Genomic DNA, 18,110 nt, shown 5'->3' with positions numbered 1-18,110 from the left:
GACGCGATTACTCGGTAACGGGCATGTCATCCTTGAACTGGTCTTTGACATACCTGATCTCGGTTCGCCCGTGCGGCGCCGGCAAGCCGTCTTCGCCGAGGTTGACGAAGACCATTTTCTCGACGGTCAGGATGCTCTTGCGGGTGATCTTGTTGCGCACTTCACAGGTCAGGGTGATCGAGGTGCGGCCGAACTCGGTGGCGGTGATGCCCAGTTCGATGATGTCGCCCTGGCGCGAGGCGCTGACGAAGTTGATTTCGGAAATGTACTTGGTCACCACGCGCTGGTTGCCCAGTTGCACGATGGCGTAGATCGCCGCTTCTTCGTCGATCCAGCGCAGCAGGCTGCCGCCGAACAGGGTGCCGTTGGGGTTGAGGTCTTCGGGTTTTACCCACTTGCGGGTGTGGAAATTCATCTTCACTCCTGAGCGTCTTGCCGAATGATGGGGCCATCTTGGCAGACTGAGCGGTCATGCTCCATGAGGCTTCTACTATGGTCGCGATTGGCGATCTTCATCTGGCCGACAGAAACCCTTTGGAAGATCAGTCTAGACGGCTATAATCGCCCCCGTTTCAAAACGGTAACCTTCACTTGGTACCGTTTTCCCGCCACCTGTCCGAGGGGCGCTGCAGCAGGTTCAACCTGTCAGGCTCGGATGGGGCGTTGACCGGCTCAGGCCGGACACTAAACGCACAACGGCGCCCATTCGCATACATTACGAATGGAGGCTCTCATGAGCGCTGTTATCACGCCTGCAGATTTTAACGATTACAAAGTTGCCGACATGTCCCTGGCTGCCTGGGGCCGTCGCGAAACCATCATCGCCGAGTCGGAAATGCCGGCCCTGATGGGTCTGCGTCGCAAGTACGCTTCCGAGCAGCCTTTGAAAGGCGCAAAAATCCTCGGCTGCATCCACATGACCATCCAGACCGCCGTGCTGATCGAAACCCTGGTTGCCCTGGGTGCCGAAGTACGCTGGTCGTCCTGCAACATTTTCTCGACTCAGGACCAGGCCGCTGCTTCCATCGCCGCTGCCGGCATCCCGGTTTTCGCCTGGAAAGGCGAAACTGAAGAAGAGTACGAGTGGTGCCTGGAGCAGACCATCCTGAAAGATGGCCAGCCATGGGACGCCAACATGATCCTCGACGACGGCGGCGACCTGACCGAGCTGCTGCACAAGAAATACCCACAGGTTCTGGACCGCGTCCACGGCGTGACCGAAGAAACCACCACCGGCGTGCACCGTCTGCTGGACATGCTGGCCAAGGGCGAGCTGAAAATCCCGGCCATCAACGTCAACGACTCGGTGACCAAGTCCAAGAACGACAACAAGTACGGCTGCCGTCACAGCCTGAACGATGCGATCAAGCGTGGTACCGACCACCTGCTGTCCGGCAAGCAAGCGCTGGTCATCGGTTACGGTGACGTGGGCAAGGGTTCGGCCCAGTCCCTGCGTCAGGAAGGCATGATCGTCAAAGTCTCCGAAGTCGACCCGATCTGCGCCATGCAAGCCTGCATGGACGGTTTCGAACTGGTTTCGCCGTTCATCGACGGTATCAACGACGGCACCGAAGCGAGCATCGACAAAGCGCTGCTGGGCAAGATCGACCTGATCGTGACCACCACCGGTAACGTCAACGTTTGCGACGCAAACATGCTCAAAGCCCTGAAGAAGCGCGCCGTTGTCTGCAACATCGGTCACTTCGACAATGAAATCGACACCGCTTTCATGCGCAAGAACTGGGCATGGGAAGAGGTGAAGCCACAGGTACACAAGATCCACCGTACCGGCGCTGGCTCGTTCGATCCACAGAACGACGACTACCTGATCCTGCTGGCCGAAGGCCGTCTGGTGAACCTGGGCAACGCTACCGGTCACCCAAGCCGCATCATGGACGGTTCGTTCGCCAACCAGGTTCTGGCGCAGATCTTCCTGTTCGGCCAGAAGTACGCCGACCTGTCGCCAGCCCAGAAAGCCGAGCGCCTGACCGTTGAAGTACTGCCGAAGAAACTCGACGAAGAAGTGGCCCTGGAAATGGTTCGCGGCTTCGGCGGCGTGGTCACTCAACTGACCAAGCAACAGGCTGACTACATCGGCGTGACCGTCGAAGGTCCGTTCAAGCCACACGCTTACCGCTACTAAGAGCAGCTGCGAGCTTCAAGCTTCAAGCGGCAAGCAAGGCCACAAGCCGGGCTTGCCGCGCGAAGCCCGAAAGCTCTGCCCCTATTTGTCAAAACAGTGTCAGGCCGCAAGCTTCAGGCACAAGAGACCAGCGCACCTCCGCTGCTCTTGCAGCTTGAAGCTTGCAGCTTGTAGCTGGAGGTCCCCTCCATGTCCCAAGACCGTCGCTACAGCTTCGAGTTCTTCCCGACCAAGACCGATGCTGGGCATGAAAAACTGCTCGCCACTGCCCGTCAGCTGGCCACCTATAAGCCTGACTTCTTTTCCTGCACCTACGGCGCTGGCGGTTCGACCCGTGACCGCACGCTGAACACCGTTCTGCAGCTGGAAAGCGAAGTCAAAATCCCCGCCGCACCGCACCTGTCGTGCGTCGGCGACAGCAAGGACGACCTGCGCGGCCTGCTGAACGAGTACAAGGCCGCCGGCATCAAGCGCATCGTCGCCCTGCGCGGTGACCTGCCGTCCGGCATGGGCATGACCAGCGGCGAGCTGCGTCACGCCAATGAACTGGTTGAATTCATTCGTGAAGAAACCGGCAATCATTTCCACATCGAAGTCGCCGCCTACCCGGAGATGCATCCGCAAGCGCGCAACTACGAAGACGATCTCGCCAACTTCGTGCGCAAGGCCCGTGCCGGCGCCGACAGCGCGATCACCCAGTACTTCTTCAACGCCGACAGCTACTTCTACTTCGTCGACCGTTTGCAGGCGCTGGGCGTGGACATTCCGGTGGTACCGGGGATCATGCCGATCACCAACTACAGCAAACTCGCGCGCTTCTCCGATGCCTGCGGTGCGGAAATCCCGCGCTGGATCCGCAAGCAGCTGGAAGCCTACGGCGATGACAGCCAAAGCATTCAGCGCTTTGGCGAACAAGTCGTCACGGAAATGTGCGAACGCCTGCTGCAAGGCGGCGCGCCCGGCCTGCACTTCTATTCCATGAACCAGGCCGAACCAAGCCTGGCGATCTGGAACAACCTGAAGCTGCCGCGCTAAAAAGACGTAAACGCAGAACCCGAAGATCGCAGCCACGACGGCGCCTACAGCGCTTTCGCCGCTGCGATCTTTTGCTTTTAACGCCCGAAACAGAGCTTCTGCGGCCAGTTTCTGGCTCTTTCCGGTTTCTCGTCGTAATCTCAAGCCATGCCTTTGATCACGCAGTTATTCGCCGTGCTGGTTTTTGCTTGCCTGAGCTTTGCCGCTCGGGGCGAGAAGCTGCGTATCGTCACCGAGCCGTGGGCGCCGTACGTCTATGAACAAGACGGCAAGAACCTCGGCCTGGACTACGAAACCACCGCCATCGTGTTCAAGCGTTTGGGCATCGAAGTCGAATGGCAGTTTTTGCCATGGAAACGCTGCCTGTCGATGCTCGAAACCGGTCAGGCCGACGGCGCGCTGGACATCTTCCACAGCGACGAACGCGACGCCACCCTGCTCTACCCGAGCGAACCGTTGTCGGACGTCGAATTCGTGATGTTCTATGCCAACGACCGCCCGCACCCTTTTCGCAGCCTCGAAGACCTCAAGGGTCTGACCATCGGCACCTCACCGGGCTATCTGTACAGCCCCGATTTTCGCGAATCGACCTTGTTCACTCGGGAACCGGCCCCGACCCACGAAGCCAATTTCGGCAAACTGGTGCGCGGGCGCATCGACCTGCTGATCACCGATCGCCGCGTGGGTCAGCATTTGCTCGATGAACTGGGCATTCGCGACAAGATTACTGAGAACCCGACCGTCATCAGCCGCCAGAGCCAGTTTCTGGCCGTGCGGCGCAACGCCGGGATGGATTTGCTGGTGCAGCGCTTCGGTGCCGAACTGAAGCGTTTCAAGCGCGAACCGGCCTATGCCGAGCTCAGCGCCCGCTACGGCGCGGCCCCCGCCCTGACGGCGCCGCTGGGCAACGCCACCGCCAGCGGCAAAACCGTTGAGCAGCAGGAAAGCGGCGCGCAGTGATTGCTCTGTTATACTCCGGCGTTCCCGCCAGGCTCACGCCCGGACGCCCGGAACCGTAACAGGCCTCCCGACCCGCTACAGCGCAGCTTTTCAGCCCGCGCGAGCGCTCCGGACGTGCCTTCGGAACCGCAGCAGGACCGGACGGGATTGCGTCCTCTCAAACGCCATTCGCGCCAGGCAAGACTCCCATTGGGCCAAGCCCTAACTAAAACAGGATTACTCATGTCCTTTGCTTCCCTCGGTCTCTCCGAGGCTTTGGTCCGCGCTATCGAAGACGCGGGCTATACCGAGCCTACTCCGGTGCAACAGCGGGCCATTCCCGCCGTGTTGCAAGGTCGCGACCTGATGGTTGCGGCACAGACAGGTACCGGTAAAACCGGCGGTTTCGCCCTTCCGATCCTGGAGCGGCTGTTCCCCAACGGCCACCCGGACAAGTCCCAGCGTCACGGCCCGCGCCAGCCGCGCGTGCTGGTCTTGACCCCGACCCGCGAACTCGCGGCCCAGGTTCACGACAGCTTCAAGATCTACGCCCGTGACCTGAAATTCGTCAGCGCGTGCATCTTCGGCGGCGTCGGCATGAATCCGCAGGTTCAGGCCATGTCCCGTGGCGTTGACGTGCTGGTGGCGTGCCCCGGTCGTCTGCTCGACCTGTGCGGCCAGGGCAGTGTCGATCTGTCCCATGTCGAAATCCTCGTGCTCGACGAAGCCGACCGCATGCTCGACATGGGCTTCGTCCACGACGTGAAGAAAGTCCTCGCCCGTCTGCCGGCCAAGCGCCAGAACCTGCTGTTCTCGGCGACCTTCTCCAAAGACATCACGGATCTTGCCGGCAAACTGCTGCACAACCCGGAACGCATCGAAGTGACGCCGCCGAACACCACGGTCGAGCGCATCGAACAACGCGTCTTCCGTCTGCCAGCCAGCCACAAGCGTGCACTGCTGGCCCACCTGATCACCGCTGGCGCGTGGGAACAGGTGCTGGTGTTCACCCGCACCAAGCACGGCGCCAACCGTCTGGCCGAGTACCTGGACAAACACGGCCTGCCGGCTGTGGCGATCCACGGCAACAAGAGCCAGAACGCCCGCACCAAAGCCCTGGCCGACTTCAAGGCCGGTGAAGTGCGCATTCTGGTTGCCACCGACATCGCGGCACGCGGTCTGGACATCGACCAGTTGCCACACGTGGTCAACTTCGAACTGCCGAACGTCGATGAAGACTACGTCCACCGTATCGGCCGTACCGGCCGGGCCGGTCGTTCGGGCGAGGCGATCTCGCTGGTCGCACCGGACGAAGAAAAACTGCTGAAAAGCATCGAGCGCATGACCAAGCAGAAAATCGCCGACGGCGACCTGATGGGCTTCGATGCCAGTACCATCGAGGCCGAGAAGCCTGAAGTTCGCGAGCGTCCGGACATGCGCAACCCGCGCAATGCCCGCGGCCCACGCGGTGACGGCCCGAATGGCGGCGGCGGTGGCGGCGGTCGTAAAGACAAAGGCAAAGACAAGGGCAAGGAAAAACCGGCCGGCGAACGTGGCGAGCGTCCAGCCCGTCAACAGAAGCCGCGCGAAGGCACCCCGGCCCGCGAACAACGCCAGCCAAGCCAGCCGCCACGCGCCGCTGCTGACCGTGCTCCGGACGAATTCCTCGACGACGATATCGATAACTTCGGTAACCGCGTCGACTACGTGCCGAAGCAGGCTCCGGCCGGTGGTCGCAACCGTCGTCCAGGCGCTCCGGCGCAAGGCGCAGGTTCAGGCGCACCCCGCGGCGGTCAGTCGCAAGGTCGCCAGAACGGCCCGCGTAACAGCAACGGTTCGAGCACCGGCACGCCGCCAGGCAAGCGCAGCGGCCCACGCAACGGTGCACCGCGTGACGGCCAGGGTCGTCGCGATGAAAACTCGCGCAACCGCCGCCCGGCCCGTGATGATCAGCAACGCGCTGAACCGGCCGTGCAGAACCCGCGCAGCAGCGGGCCGAAGATCATGCACAAGGAATCGAAAGCCGACCGCTTCCCGACCCCTGAGCAGCTGGATCAACTGCCAAGCCGCCCACGCGGTGAAAAACCGGCCTTACTGACCCGCAATCGCTGATTTTTCCACTGCAATGAAAAATGCCCCGGCCTGAAAACCGGGGCATTTTTTGTGCGCCGCTGAAACGAAAGTGGCGGCAGGCAATAAAAAACGCCCCCGGTCGCAAGACCGGGGGCGTTTTTGTGTGTCAGGCGAAAATTACTTCGCTTTGACGCCTTCAAACGAAATGTACAGGTCGACGTTGTCGGACTGTGGACCCAGGTCCATCATCTTGCCGAAATCAGAGCGCTTGATGCTGGTGGTGCCTTCGAAGCCAGCACGGTAGCCGCCCCATGGATCCTTGCCTTCACCCAGGAAAGTGGCCTTGACCACGATCGGCTTGGTCACGCCGTGCAGGGTCAGGTCACCGGTCACGTCGGCAGTGTCTTTGCCAGCGGCGTTCTTGCCGGTGGATTTGACGCTGGTGGAAACGAACTTGGCGTCGGCGAACTTGCCTACGTCCAGGAAGTCTTTGCTGGAGATGTGTTTGTCACGCTCGGCGTGGTTGGTGAACACGCTGGCGGTTTTCACGTCGAACTCGATCTTGCTGTCTTCAGGCTTGGCAGCGTCGAAGCTGAACTTGCCGCTGATGTCCTTGAAGGTACCGGTGATGTAGCTGTAGCCCAGGTGGCTGATCTTGAAGTCGACGAAGGCGTGCTGGCCTTCTTTGTCGACTACGTAGTCAGCGGCCATCACGTTGGCGGACAGGACGGCAGAGCCGATTGCCAGAGCGGCCAGAGTCTTTTTCAACATGCTTTGTTTTCCTTTGGAGTCGAGGTTGAACATCAGGCTTTGCGTCCCAGCATTCGTGTCAGGGTCGCATCACGATCGATAAAGTGGTGCTTCAATGCTGCCAACGCATGAAGGCCGGAAAAAATTACCAGCGCCCATGCCAGGTACAGATGAATCACACCGGCGGTATCTGCCTGATCCGGTAGTCCGGAAACCAGTGCAGGAACTTCAAACAGGCCAAACACCGGAATCCCGACACCGTCTGCGGTGGAAATCAGGTAACCGGCAATCATCACGGCGAACAGCGCAAGGTAGAGAAACCCATGGCCGAACTTGGCGCCGATGCGGGTCATGCGGCTGTAGCTCTGGAGCGTTGGCGGCGGTGGGCTGACAAAGCGCCACAACACCCGCAACACCATCACAGCCAACAGCACCAGACCGATGCTCTTGTGCAGATCCGGCGCGTCTTTGCGCCAGGTGCTGTAGTAATCCAGCCCCACCATCCACAGACCGAGCGCAAACAGCCCGAAGACCGCCAGCGCCACACCCCAGTGCATGAAGATGCTGACCCAACCGTAGCGCGAAGAAGAGTTACGTAGCTGCATTGCCCAAATCCTGTGAGAACTGCGAACCAAGACTAGCGAGTTATCTATCGAATTAAAGCGGAAAATTTCGCTTTGAAATATCGAGAAATACGATCAAGAGTCTTGAACAGGGGAGTTAAGGAAAGATTAAAGACAAAAGTGTGACTGGAGGTTAGCTGAGAGGTCTTCAAATTTCAGTGCCCGCATTGATCCCATCGCGAGCCTGCTCGCGATGGCGATCTTTCAGGCAAAAAAAAGCGCGGCCTGAAAGCCGCGCTTTTTCATTCACCGCAAAGCCTTACTGCGCTTTGGTCTCGGTGGTTGCCGCCGGTTTGGCCGCTGGCTTCTTCGCCGGTTCAGCTTTTTTCGCCGCCGGTTTGGCCGGAGCTTTTTTCGCTTCGGTCTTCGCCGCCGGTTTCTTCGCTGCTGGCTTGACTGCCGCTTTCTTCGCCGGCTCGGCTTTTACCGGAGCTGCTGGCTTCGGTGCTTCCACCGGGGCTGGCGCAGGGGCCGGAGTCGGTGCAGGCGCTGGGGCGGCTGGAGCGGGTGCCGGCTCTGGCGCTTTCACTGGCTCTGGCTTCTTGTCGTCGTCCGAACCGCCGAACAGGTTGGTGAAGAAGTTGCCTTTCTTCGCCGCCACGCCCGCACCCGCACCCGCCGCTGCGGCGGTGGCCGCTGCCGGGCCGACCTTGACCGGTTCGAAGGATTTGCCCGCCGCCAGGTCTTCAACCTGACTGGCTGCACGCTGACCGGTGCGCAGTGCGCCTTCCAGCGTGCCCGGGTACAAGGTGTCGGTGTGTTCGCCGGCAAACGCTATGCGTTGCAGCGGACGCTCCCACAGACGCCAGTATTTGCTGATCTGGCCAGGGCCGAAGGCCAGGTAAGAACCGCCGGTCGATGGATCGGTGCTGTAGCGACGGATTTCATAGCCGGTGAACGAGCCACGGGCCTGTGGATAAAACGCGTGCAGACGGATCAGCACCTGATCGACCATCTGCTTGTCGCCGAAGGCCTGCATGACGCGGGCGTTGTCGCCGGACAGGTTGATCACCACGTTCGCGCCGCCCTTCAGGGCTGGCTCGATCCACAACATGCCAAGACCGGTGTTGCTATAGATCTCGCCGGACATCCGCGCCTTGCTTTCCCACACCGGCGTCTTGAACTTCAGCATGATCTGGTCACGCCAGCCGTAGTTGGTGCCCTTGATCGCAGCCAGGTGCTGGGCGTCCAGCGCCGGAGTCAGCTGGATCTTGTTGAGGGCGCGCAACGGCACCGCCAGCACAACGTAATCGGCCTGGTAGCCAACGCTGCCGACCTTGACGGTCACGCCGTCCTTGTCCTGGGTGATGGCAGATACTGGCGAGTTGGTCTTGATGGTTTTCAGCTGTTTGACGAAGGCCTGAGCCAGCACCGGGCTGCCACCGACCAGACGCGAAGCGCGCAGGTCACGGTCGGACACGCCGCGATACACCCGGCTCTGCTGTGCGAAGTACAGCAGCGACAGGCGCGAAGGCTCGTCGTAGTGGGTGCGGATGTCCTGGTTGATCAGCTGACGTGCGGTGGCCGGCAGGTTCTGCTTGTCGAGCCAGCTCGAGACGTTGATCTGGTCCAGGGCGTGCAGGGTGTTGGTCGCGGCCGGGTTCTGCGGATCGTCGATCGAGCGCGCCAGATCGTCACGGGTTTTCTCGTAGCGCTTCAGCGCTTCGGCCGTGGCAGGTTGTTTGGTGGTCAGGTCGGCGGCGGAGAAATACTCGCCATCGATCAGGTAACCCGGGGTCCGAACGAATTCAGGCGCCGGCGTGGTGCTCAGCTTGAACGTCGAAACGTACTTGTTCAGCACCGGTTGAGTCTTGTCGTTGCCGATCCACTCGCTGGTGGCCATGCCCGAGCGACCGCCCAGGCTCGGCTTGGCTTCCAGCAGCGTGACCTGCCAGCCCTTGTTCTGCAGTTCGTAAGCCGCCGTCAGGCCCGACAGGCCGCCGCCGATCACGATTGCGGTTTTATCCTTGGCCAGCGCCGTAACGCTGAACAGCCCCAACACCACCAGCGCACAGGCGCGCAGCCAACCGACAGACATTCAGCGAACTCCGGAAAAACACGTAGGAAAATGCAGTTTTGCGGGTCAGACGACCCAAAGAACCGCGAAGAATACGTCAGCCATCAAAACGCCGCCAGCGACGTCTATCGGCCCATACAAAGTAGCTCAATCGACACAATGGGTTGTTCCGGCGCGACGCATTGCATAGGCTTGCGCGATTGTTTGCCCGCGCCTGACGCGAGCCGCCTCGAGGAGACTGAACATGGGCCTGAACAACCAGTGGATGCAACGCGATCTCGCGGTGCTGTGGCATCCCTGTACCCAGATGAAAGACCACGAACAGCTGCCGCTGATCCCGATCAAGCGCGGTGAAGGCGTCTGGCTGGAAGACTTCGAAGGCAAGCGTTATCTGGACGCGGTCAGCTCCTGGTGGGTCAACGTGTTCGGCCACGCCAACCCACGCATCAATCAGCGCATCAAGGATCAGGTCGATCAGCTGGAACACGTGATTCTGGCCGGTTTCAGCCATCAGCCAGTGATCGAGCTGTCCGAACGGCTGGTGAAGATGACGCCGGAAGGCCTGAACCGGGTGTTCTACGCCGATAACGGTTCGTCCTGCATCGAAGTCGCGCTGAAAATGAGCTTTCACTACTGGCTCAACCGCGGCCAGCCGAACAAGAAGCGCTTCGTCACCCTGACCAACAGCTACCACGGCGAAACCATGGCGGCGATGGCGGTCGGTGACGTGCCATTGTTCACCGAAACCTACAAAGCCCTGCTGATGGACACCATCAAGGTGCCGAGCCCGGATTGCTACCTGCGCCCGCAGGGCATGAGCTGGGAAGAGCATTCGCGCAACATGTTCGCGGCCATGGAACAGACGCTGGCGGAAAATCATGACAGCGTCGCGGCCGTGATCGTCGAGCCACTGATCCAGGGCGCCGGCGGCATGCGCATGTACCACCCGGTCTATCTCAAGCTGCTGCGCGAAGCCTGCGACCGTTACGGTGTGCACCTGATCCACGACGAAATCGCCGTCGGCTTCGGCCGCACCGGAACGATGTTCGCCTGCGAACAGGCCGGCATCCGCCCGGACTTCCTGTGCCTGTCGAAAGCCCTGACTGGCGGTTATCTGCCGTTGGCCACGTGCCTGACCACCGACGAGGTGTACAGCGCGTTCTACGACGATTACCCGACCCTGCGTGCGTTCCTGCATTCGCACAGCTACACCGGCAACCCGCTGGCGTGTGCGGCGGCGTTGGCGACCCTGGATATTTTCGAACAGGACAACGTGATCGAGAACAACCGGGCGCTGGCTCAACGCATGGCCTCGGCGACGGCGCATCTGGTGGATCATGCGAATGTTTCGGAAGTCCGTCAGACCGGCATGGTGCTGGCGATCGAGATGGTCAAGGACAAAGCCACGAAAGAGGCCTATCCGTGGCAGGAACGTCGCGGGTTGAAGGTGTTCCAGCATGCGCTGGAGCGCGGCGCGTTGCTGCGCCCGTTGGGCAGCGTGGTGTATTTCCTGCCGCCGTACGTGATCACCCCGGAGCAGATCGACTTCCTCGCCGAAGTCGCCAGCGAAGGCATCGACATTGCTACCCGCGACAGCGTCAGCGTGGCGGTGCCGAAAGATTTCCATCCCGGGTTCCGCGATCCGGGCTAAGCATCACTCGCCACAACAGCGATCCTGATCCAATTTTCTAGAGAACCACCATGAGACTGTCCCGCTTCTTTATCGACGCCCCGCTCAGCACCGGCGAACACGAACTGCCGGAAGCCCAGGCGCATTACATCAGCCGCGTGCTGCGCATGGCCGAGGGCGATGCGGTGCAGTTGTTCGACGGTTCAGGCCACGAGTTTCGCGGCTCCCTGGTGGAAGTCGGCAAGAAACGCGTGGTGGTGCAGATCGACGAGCAGTTCGCCGGTCAGGTCGAATCGCCGCTGAAGATCCACCTCGGCCAGGGCCTGTCCCGCGGCGAACGGATGGACTGGGCAATCCAGAAAGCCACCGAACTGGGCGTGACTGAAATCACCCCGATCTTCAGCGAGCGCTGCGAAGTCCGGCTCAAGGACGAACGCGCCGACAAACGCCTGCTGCACTGGCGCCAAGTGGCGATCAGCGCTTGCGAGCAATGCGGTCGCTCGCGAGTGCCAGTGATTCATCCACCGGTGCTGCTGGCCGACTGGCTGAAGCAGACCGAAGCCGAACTGAAACTGGTGCTGCACCCGGTGGCCGAGCCGCTGGTCAGCCATGCAAAACCATCGACCCTGGCGTTCCTGATCGGCCCGGAAGGCGGTTTGTCCGACGCCGAAGTCGAGCAAGCCAAGGCCGGCGGCTTCCACGCCGCCCGCCTCGGCCCGCGCGTGCTGCGCACCGAAACTGCGCCGGTTGTGGCGCTGGCGGTGGCGCAGCAACTGTGGGGTGATTTCTAACCCGTCACTGCACCGGATCACTGGTTGGTCTGGCGATGATTGCCTTGAGTTCGCGGGTCATCGGGAACTCAAGGTTCAGGCCCTTCGGCGGGATCGGCTGTTCGAACCACTTGCGGTAGATCCCGTTGATCTCCCCCGAGCTGTACAGGTCGGCCAGCACACCGTTGACCAGCGCGAGAAATTGCGGATCATCCTTGCGCACCATGCAGCTGTAGATTTCCCGCGATTGCTCCTCCCCCACCACGACCCAGTTATGCGGGTCGCGCGCCTTGGCCCGCTCGCCGTAAAGCAGCGCATCGTCCATGTAGAACGCCGCCGCGCGCCCTGATTGCAGCATCTGGAACGCCTCGCCGTGATCCTTGGCGCTGATCACGAACATGTTCAGTTTGTGGTCAAGGTTGTAGCTCTTCAGATAACGCTCGTTGGTGGTGCCGGCGGTGGTCACCACGTTCTTGCCACGCAGGTCATCGAAGCTTTGGATGCCGCTGTCCCTGGCGGTCAGCAACTGCCCTTTGACGTAGATGAAACCGTAGGAGAACGCGACCTGCTTCTGCCGTTCGGCGGTCACCCCGGTGGAGCCGCATTCAAGGTCGACCGTGCCGTTCTGCACCAGGGGAATCCGCGTCTGCGACGTCACCAGGTTGTACTTCACCTTCAGCTCCGGCAACGCCAGTTGCTGCTTGATACGCTCGACGATCTTGTCCGCCAGTTCCACCGAATACCCCATTGGCTGGCCGGTGTGATCGCCCACATACGAGAACGGCACCGACGCATCGCGATAACCCAGGGTGATGCTGTTGGCGCTGGCGACCTTGCCGAGCGTACCGGTCAGCGGCACTTCACTGGCCTGCGCCTGAGCGCCGAAAACCAGCGCCAGAGTGCAGCCGAGCAACGTGATTTTTTGCATTGTTATTCTCCGTTGTGGGTGGGGTGTTTTAGCAGAAACCGTCACGCCGCACGGGGATTGAACCCGTGCAGATCAATGGATGTGCGCTGCTCGCCAATCAGCTCGCTGAGCAACTGCCCGCTGCCGCAGGCCAGGGTGAAACCCAGCGCGCCGTGGCCGAGGTTGAGCCACAGGTTGCGATACGCCGTGGCGCCCAGCAGCGGAACGCCGGTGGGCGTGGCCGGGCGCATGCCGGCCCATTCGACGGCCGCATCGTAGTCGCCTGCGTCGGGAAAGGTGCCGCGGGCCTGACGTTTGATCAGCGCCAGCCGCTCGGGATCCACCGCCGGGTCGAAACCGACGATGTCGACCATCGCCGCCACGCGCAGTTGTTCGCCGATACGCGCGTAGACGATCTTGCGGTCGTAGTCGGTGATGCTCACGTCCGGCGCCCGATGCTCGCTGCCGATCGGCACGGTCAGGCTGTAGCCCTTCAGCGGGTACAACGGCAGGCGCAGGCCGGGCAGCGCCAGCAACGGGCTGCGATGGCCGGCGGCGATCACCAGTTGTTCGACCGGCAGGGTTTCGTCGCCAAGTTCAATGGCCGTGACCGCGCCGTGGTTGTGGCGAATGCCGGTGACTGCCTGCCCAAGGCGAAACTCGCAGCGACCCGACGCCTTCAATCGCGCCGCCAGCTGCTGGCAGAAGCCGTGACAGTCGCCGACTTCTTCATCCGGCGTGTAGATCGCGCCCACAAACGGCGCATCGGCCAGTGCCGGTTCCAGTCGTGCACATTCGGTGGCGGACAACACCTGTTGTTGCTGCGGATCGGCCAGACCGTTGCGTGCATGCTCGAAGCTGGCGGCATTGCGGAAGGTCACCAGTTTGCCGTTGCGCCGCCAATTGAAACCGACCAGTCCGTCGTCTTCGCGCCAGCGTTTCAGTGTGCTCTGGCTGAACAGCGCCAGACGCAACAGATGCGCGGCGTTTTCGCGGTTGACCGAGGTGCGGCACGCGGCGAGAAACGAGGCCATCCAGCGCCATTGCGCCGGGTCCAGGCGCGGGCGCAGCTTGAGCGGTGAGTCGCCGCGCAGCATCCAGCCGATTGCCTGCAACGGCACGCCGGCATCGGCCAGCGGCGCAACGTAGCGGTAGGACAACTGGCCGCCGTTGGCGAAGCTGGTTTCGCTGCCCAGCGACTGCCGCGCCTCGACCACCGTCACCTCGAAGCCGTCGCGCACCAGCGCCCAGGCCGTTGCCAGCCCGATCACGCCGCCGCCGATGATGCACACACGCTGAGCCATGTCCGTCCTTAATCGTTCTTGAAGATGAGGCCGAGGTTAGGGTGAGGTGACAGGCGCCGAACAATGAATAAAGATGCCAGACCTATAAACAAAGGTTATGGAATCGTCATGCGCCTTCGTCATATCGAGATTTTCCAGGCCATTCGCCAGACGGGCTCGGTCAGCGCCGCTGCGCAGTTGCTGCACGTCTCGCAACCGGCGGTGACCAAGGTGCTGCAGCACGCCGAGCAGCAGCTGGGCTTTCCGTTGTTTCTGCGGGTGCGCGGCAAGTTGCAGGCGACCCCGGAAGCGCTGGAACTGGAGCGCGAAGTCGATAAGGTCACCGAAAGCCTGCAAGGCGTGCGGCGTCTGGCCCAGAGCCTGCGCCGCGCACCCGGTCACAGCCTGCGGATCGGCGCGACCCCGGCGCTTGCGCTGTCGTTGCTGCCGCCGGCGATCCAGCAGTGGACAGCGCAGTTCCCGGACATCGCCTGCGAACTGTCGAGCGCCCACAGCCGCGAGCTGATGCAGAACCTGCTGATGCGCGAAGTGGACGTGGCCCTGACGTTACAGTTGCCGGATCATCCTGGGCTGAAGGCCCAGGCATTGGCCTCGGGGGTTCTGGTGGCATTGGCGCCGAGAGGTTATTGGCCGGAGGAAGATGCCGGTCAGCCGTTGCCGCTGATGGCGTTGGCCGGGGCGCCGCTGATCGGGCTGTCCAGTGCCGATCCGCTGGCCGCCCGCCTCGATAGTTATCTTGAAGCGGTCGAACCGCCGCCGCGTGTGCGGATTGCCGTGCAGACGTATTCGCTGGCGCGGGCGATGGTGGAATCCGGAGCTGGCGTGGCGGTAATCGATCCGTTCACCGCGCTGGGTGCCTCATCGGCCACCACCTCTATCCGCCCTCTCGCCCCGCCGCTACCGATCACGCTGTACGCCGTGACCCGCGCCACTGAACCTTTGCCGCACACCCTGAATGATTTGCTGCAGATCTTCAGTCAGCGCGCCCGGGAACAACTCGACCGACTGATGCGCCCTTAAAGGACATAAAACAGAATCGCCACAAAGTGCAGCAAGCTTCCGGCGATCACGAATAGATGCCAGATCCCATGGGCATGCCGCAACCGATGGTCGAGGGCAAAAAAGATGATCCCCACGGTGTACAGCACGCCGCCCGACGCCAGCCAGGCAAACCCCGCCGTCCCCAGCGCCGCGATCAACGGTTTGACCGCCACCAGCACGATCCAGCCCATCACCGCGTAGATCACGATCGACAGGATCCGCGCCTCCGAGCGCGGCTTGATCTCCTGCAGGATGCCGATCAGCGCCAGCCCCCAGACAATCCCGAACAACGTCCAGCCCCACGGCCCGCGCAAAGTCACCAGGCAGAACGGCGTGTAACTGCCGGCGATCAGCAAGTAGATCGAAAAGTGATCGACCTTCTTCATGATCGCTTTCTTGCGCCCGCGCACGCTGTGGTACACGGTGGATGCGCTGTAGAGCACCAGCAACGTAAAGGCATAAATCGCCACGCTGACAATCTTCCACGGGCTGCCGTCGAGGCTGGCAATCACCAGCATCCAGACGCCTCCGACAAACGCCGCCACCGCCCCGACCAGATGCGTCCAGGCGTTCAGTTTTTCTCCGTGATACATGTGTCGCACACCTCGATTTCATTTACCGCAGCGCGCAAGGCTCGGGCCTTGAGCGTAAAAGCGCAATGTTTCCGTTCAACACGGGCAGGCACCTGTCCTGATATTTGGGCACAATCGAGCGATACCAAGAAGAGTCCGCGCCATGCTGATCGACGAAGAATTGACCCTGAAGAAACTCGAGGTGTTCCTCGCCTTCATGCGTACCGGCAACCTCGCCCGGGCCGCCGCCGAGCTGCAGACCAGCAACGTCAGCGTGCACCGCGCGATCCATTCGCTGGAAAGCGCCCTGCGCTGTCCGCTGTTCAAGCACGAAGGGCGCAACCTGACGCCGCTGGAAAGCGCCTACGTGCTCGAGGAGCGGGCGCAGAAGCTGATTCAGGACGTGGTCGAAAGCGTACGCCTGACCCGCGAAGCCGCCGGGTTCTCGGCTGAACGCTTCAAGCTCGGCTCGCTGTATTCGCTGACGGTGAAAACCGTGCCGCAGCTGATCATGGGCCTGAAGATCCGCCGCAGCGAACTCAATATCGACCTGATCCTCGGCTCGAACATCGACCTGCTCTACAAGCTGAAAAACATGGAAGTCGACGCGATCCTGGTGTCGCTGGACGAAACCGTCAACGACCCGGACTGCGAGCAGATTCCGCTGTTTTCCGACGACATCTTCCTCGCCACCCCGGCGGATTCGCGTTTCGCGCAGCGCAGCGAAGTGGACCTGGCCGAGGTGCGCGACGAAACCTTCATCACCCTGACCCAAGGCTTCGCCACTCATCAGGACGGTATTCGGGTGTTCAGGCAGGCGGGGTTCGAGCCGAAGGTGGCGATGCAGGTCAACGACATCTTCACCCTGCTGAGCATGGTCAGCTCCGGGGTCGGTTATGCGTTGCTGCCGGGGAGGATTGCGGCGGTGTACGAGAACCGGGTGAAGCTGATTCCGTTGCAGGAGAAATACCGGTTGCAGCAGCACATCGGGGTGGTGTTTTTGAAGGCTAAAGAGCGGGATCCGAATCTGCTGGCGTTGTTGGCGGAGTGTCGGATGTATGCCAATCGCCAGTCCACCTAACGATCGTTCCCACGCTCAGCGTGGGAACGAGCTTCAGAACCTAGCCAACGATTCCGCGAACAATGAAGAACAGCAGCGAAGGCCCAAGCAGGCAGCCAAGCCCAGTGTGGAAGGTCGCGGTCAACGCCCCATAAGGCACCAACCGCCGATCCGTCGCCGCCAGCCCCGCCGTCACGCCACTCACGGTCCCGGCCAGCCCGCCAAACACCATCGCCGAGCGCGGGTTATCCAGGCCCATCCAGCGCGCCGCCACCGGCGTGCCGACCATCACCAGAATCGCCTTGATCAATCCGGTGGCAATCGACAGCGCCATCACATCCGACGTCGCGCCAATCGCTGCACCAGTCACTGGCCCGACGATGTAAGTCACCGCACCGGCGCCGATGGTGGTCATGCTCACCGCATCGCGATAACCGAACGCGTAGGCCATGCAAGCACCGACAATGAACGGCAGGATCGTGCCCAGCAGCAGCGCAATCACGCCGATCATCCCGGCCTTCTTCGCCTCGGTCGCCTGCACTTCAAACGCCGTGGCAACGATCGCGAAATCCCGCAGCATCGCGCCGCCCATCAGGCCGATGCCGGAGAACAGCGTCAGGTCCGCCAGGCCTTTCTGCCCGCCCGTCATCGTCCCGCCGACCCAGGCCAGCACCAGACCGATGACGATGGCAATCGCCGAGCCGTGAATCCGCCCGAAGGTCAGGCGTTTGGAGAGAATCACCGAAACCCACATGATCACGCCGACGAAGGCGAACGCGGTGATCAGACCGTTGTGTTCCAGACCTTTTTCAATGAGATCCCACATATCAGCGACCTCCTACAGGTGTGCCGACCGGAGAGATTTCCGTCGGCTCGTCGGGCAACGGTTCGCCCTTGTGGGTACGGCTGATCAGGGCAATCGTGCAGCCACAGACCACCACCGAACCGATCGCCGCCAGCACCGCCACCGGGCCACCGTGCAGGGCGGTGACGACGTTTTGTTGCGCGGCCATCGCCACCACCACCGGAATGTACATGGCGCCCCAGAAGCCGACGCCCATCTCGCAATCCTTGGTCATGCCGCCGCGCTTCTGCATCCACAACCGTGCGCAGATCAACAGGATCATGGCGATGCCGACCCCGCCGACGTTGGATTTGACGCCCAGAAGTACACCGAGCATGTCACCCATGATCACCCCTGCCAGCGTACAGATCGCCAGCAGCGCCACACCGTAAATAATCATTG

The 18,110-nt window shown here is 61.7% G+C and carries 17 protein-coding genes and 1 riboswitch; of the genes, 8 read left to right on the top strand and 9 right to left on the bottom strand.

The genetic code is table 11. The features are described from left to right. Positions 1-7: 7 nt before the first annotated feature. Positions 8-415, bottom strand: a complete 408-nt coding sequence (locus tag ACODTD_RS18820) for an acyl-CoA thioesterase (RefSeq protein ID WP_221615975.1) — start codon at positions 413-415, stop codon at positions 8-10. A 197-nt stretch (positions 416-612) separates the two neighbouring features. After that, positions 613-711: riboswitch (S-adenosyl-L-homocysteine riboswitch) on the top strand. Positions 712-733: 22 nt separating this feature from the next. Between ACODTD_RS18820 and ahcY the strand changes: the two genes are divergently transcribed. From ahcY to rhlE2, 4 genes are all read left to right on the top strand, one after another. Then, on the top strand, positions 734-2,143 hold the full coding sequence (ahcY, locus tag ACODTD_RS18815) for an adenosylhomocysteinase (protein WP_039767963.1): 1,410 nt from the start codon (positions 734-736) through the stop codon (positions 2,141-2,143). A 189-nt stretch (positions 2,144-2,332) separates the two neighbouring features. Next, on the top strand, positions 2,333-3,178 hold the full coding sequence (gene metF / locus ACODTD_RS18810) for a methylenetetrahydrofolate reductase [NAD(P)H] (RefSeq protein ID WP_011336340.1): 846 nt from the start codon (positions 2,333-2,335) through the stop codon (positions 3,176-3,178). A 147-nt stretch (positions 3,179-3,325) separates the two neighbouring features. After that, positions 3,326-4,138: a substrate-binding periplasmic protein gene (locus ACODTD_RS18805; RefSeq protein WP_285354355.1), complete on the top strand. Its 813-nt coding sequence runs from the start codon at positions 3,326-3,328 to the stop codon at positions 4,136-4,138. A gap of 222 nt (positions 4,139-4,360) precedes the next feature. Continuing rightward, complete coding sequence (gene rhlE2 / locus ACODTD_RS18800) at positions 4,361-6,229, top strand: RNA helicase RhlE2 (RefSeq protein WP_197867230.1); 1,869 nt, start codon at positions 4,361-4,363, stop codon at positions 6,227-6,229. A 138-nt stretch (positions 6,230-6,367) separates the two neighbouring features. On the opposite strand, the gene ACODTD_RS18795 is transcribed toward rhlE2, so the two are convergent. From ACODTD_RS18795 to ACODTD_RS18785, 3 genes are all read right to left on the bottom strand, one after another. After that, positions 6,368-6,961, bottom strand: coding sequence for a YceI family protein (locus tag ACODTD_RS18795; protein ID WP_041475619.1), 594 nt, complete (start codon positions 6,959-6,961; stop codon positions 6,368-6,370). 32 nt (positions 6,962-6,993) lie between these two features. Next, positions 6,994-7,545, bottom strand: coding sequence for a cytochrome b (locus ACODTD_RS18790; RefSeq protein WP_011336344.1), 552 nt, complete (start codon positions 7,543-7,545; stop codon positions 6,994-6,996). Positions 7,546-7,822: 277 nt separating this feature from the next. Then, positions 7,823-9,601, bottom strand: coding sequence for a flavin monoamine oxidase family protein (locus ACODTD_RS18785; protein ID WP_221615973.1), 1,779 nt, complete (start codon positions 9,599-9,601; stop codon positions 7,823-7,825). Positions 9,602-9,824: 223 nt separating this feature from the next. Here ACODTD_RS18785 and ACODTD_RS18780 point away from each other — a divergent pair, with 223 nt between their 5' ends. Together ACODTD_RS18780 and ACODTD_RS18775 are read left to right on the top strand one after the other, a co-directional pair. Next, positions 9,825-11,231, top strand: a complete 1,407-nt coding sequence (locus ACODTD_RS18780; protein ID WP_489105091.1) for an adenosylmethionine--8-amino-7-oxononanoate transaminase — start codon at positions 9,825-9,827, stop codon at positions 11,229-11,231. A 50-nt stretch (positions 11,232-11,281) separates the two neighbouring features. Then, a complete protein-coding gene (locus tag ACODTD_RS18775) occupies positions 11,282-12,001 on the top strand; it encodes a 16S rRNA (uracil(1498)-N(3))-methyltransferase (protein ID WP_011336347.1) in 720 nt (239 codons plus the stop codon). A 4-nt stretch (positions 12,002-12,005) separates the two neighbouring features. Here ACODTD_RS18775 and ACODTD_RS18770 read toward each other — a convergent pair whose 3' ends face one another. Next, on the bottom strand, positions 12,006-12,908 hold the full coding sequence (locus ACODTD_RS18770; protein ID WP_011336348.1) for a transporter substrate-binding domain-containing protein: 903 nt from the start codon (positions 12,906-12,908) through the stop codon (positions 12,006-12,008). 41 nt (positions 12,909-12,949) lie between these two features. Then, positions 12,950-14,191: a D-amino acid dehydrogenase gene (locus ACODTD_RS18765; RefSeq protein WP_011336349.1), complete on the bottom strand. Its 1,242-nt coding sequence runs from the start codon at positions 14,189-14,191 to the stop codon at positions 12,950-12,952. Between the two features lie 108 nt (positions 14,192-14,299). Here ACODTD_RS18765 and ACODTD_RS18760 point away from each other — a divergent pair, with 108 nt between their 5' ends. Next, on the top strand, positions 14,300-15,211 hold the full coding sequence (locus tag ACODTD_RS18760) for a LysR family transcriptional regulator (RefSeq protein WP_011336350.1): 912 nt from the start codon (positions 14,300-14,302) through the stop codon (positions 15,209-15,211). Here ACODTD_RS18760 and trhA read toward each other — a convergent pair. Then, on the bottom strand, positions 15,208-15,825 hold the full coding sequence (gene trhA / locus ACODTD_RS18755; protein ID WP_011336351.1) for a PAQR family membrane homeostasis protein TrhA: 618 nt from the start codon (positions 15,823-15,825) through the stop codon (positions 15,208-15,210). The genes ACODTD_RS18760 and trhA overlap by 4 nt on opposite strands. 142 nt (positions 15,826-15,967) lie before the next feature. Between trhA and ACODTD_RS18750 the strand changes: the two genes are divergently transcribed. Then, a complete protein-coding gene (locus tag ACODTD_RS18750; RefSeq protein ID WP_011336352.1) occupies positions 15,968-16,885 on the top strand; it encodes a LysR family transcriptional regulator in 918 nt (305 codons plus the stop codon). Between the two features lie 40 nt (positions 16,886-16,925). Here ACODTD_RS18750 and madM read toward each other — a convergent pair whose 3' ends face one another. Continuing rightward, a complete protein-coding gene (madM, locus tag ACODTD_RS18745; protein WP_007953314.1) occupies positions 16,926-17,690 on the bottom strand; it encodes a malonate transporter subunit MadM in 765 nt (254 codons plus the stop codon). Position 17,691: 1 nt separating this feature from the next. Next, positions 17,692-18,108, bottom strand: a complete 417-nt coding sequence (gene madL, locus ACODTD_RS18740) for a malonate transporter subunit MadL (protein ID WP_011336353.1) — start codon at positions 18,106-18,108, stop codon at positions 17,692-17,694. Positions 18,109-18,110 lie beyond the last annotated feature (2 nt).

The organism is Pseudomonas sp. FG35 (assembly GCF_057809295.1).
Note: the sequence above shows the minus strand (reverse complement) of the source record. Positions and strands in the feature narration are given on the sequence as shown.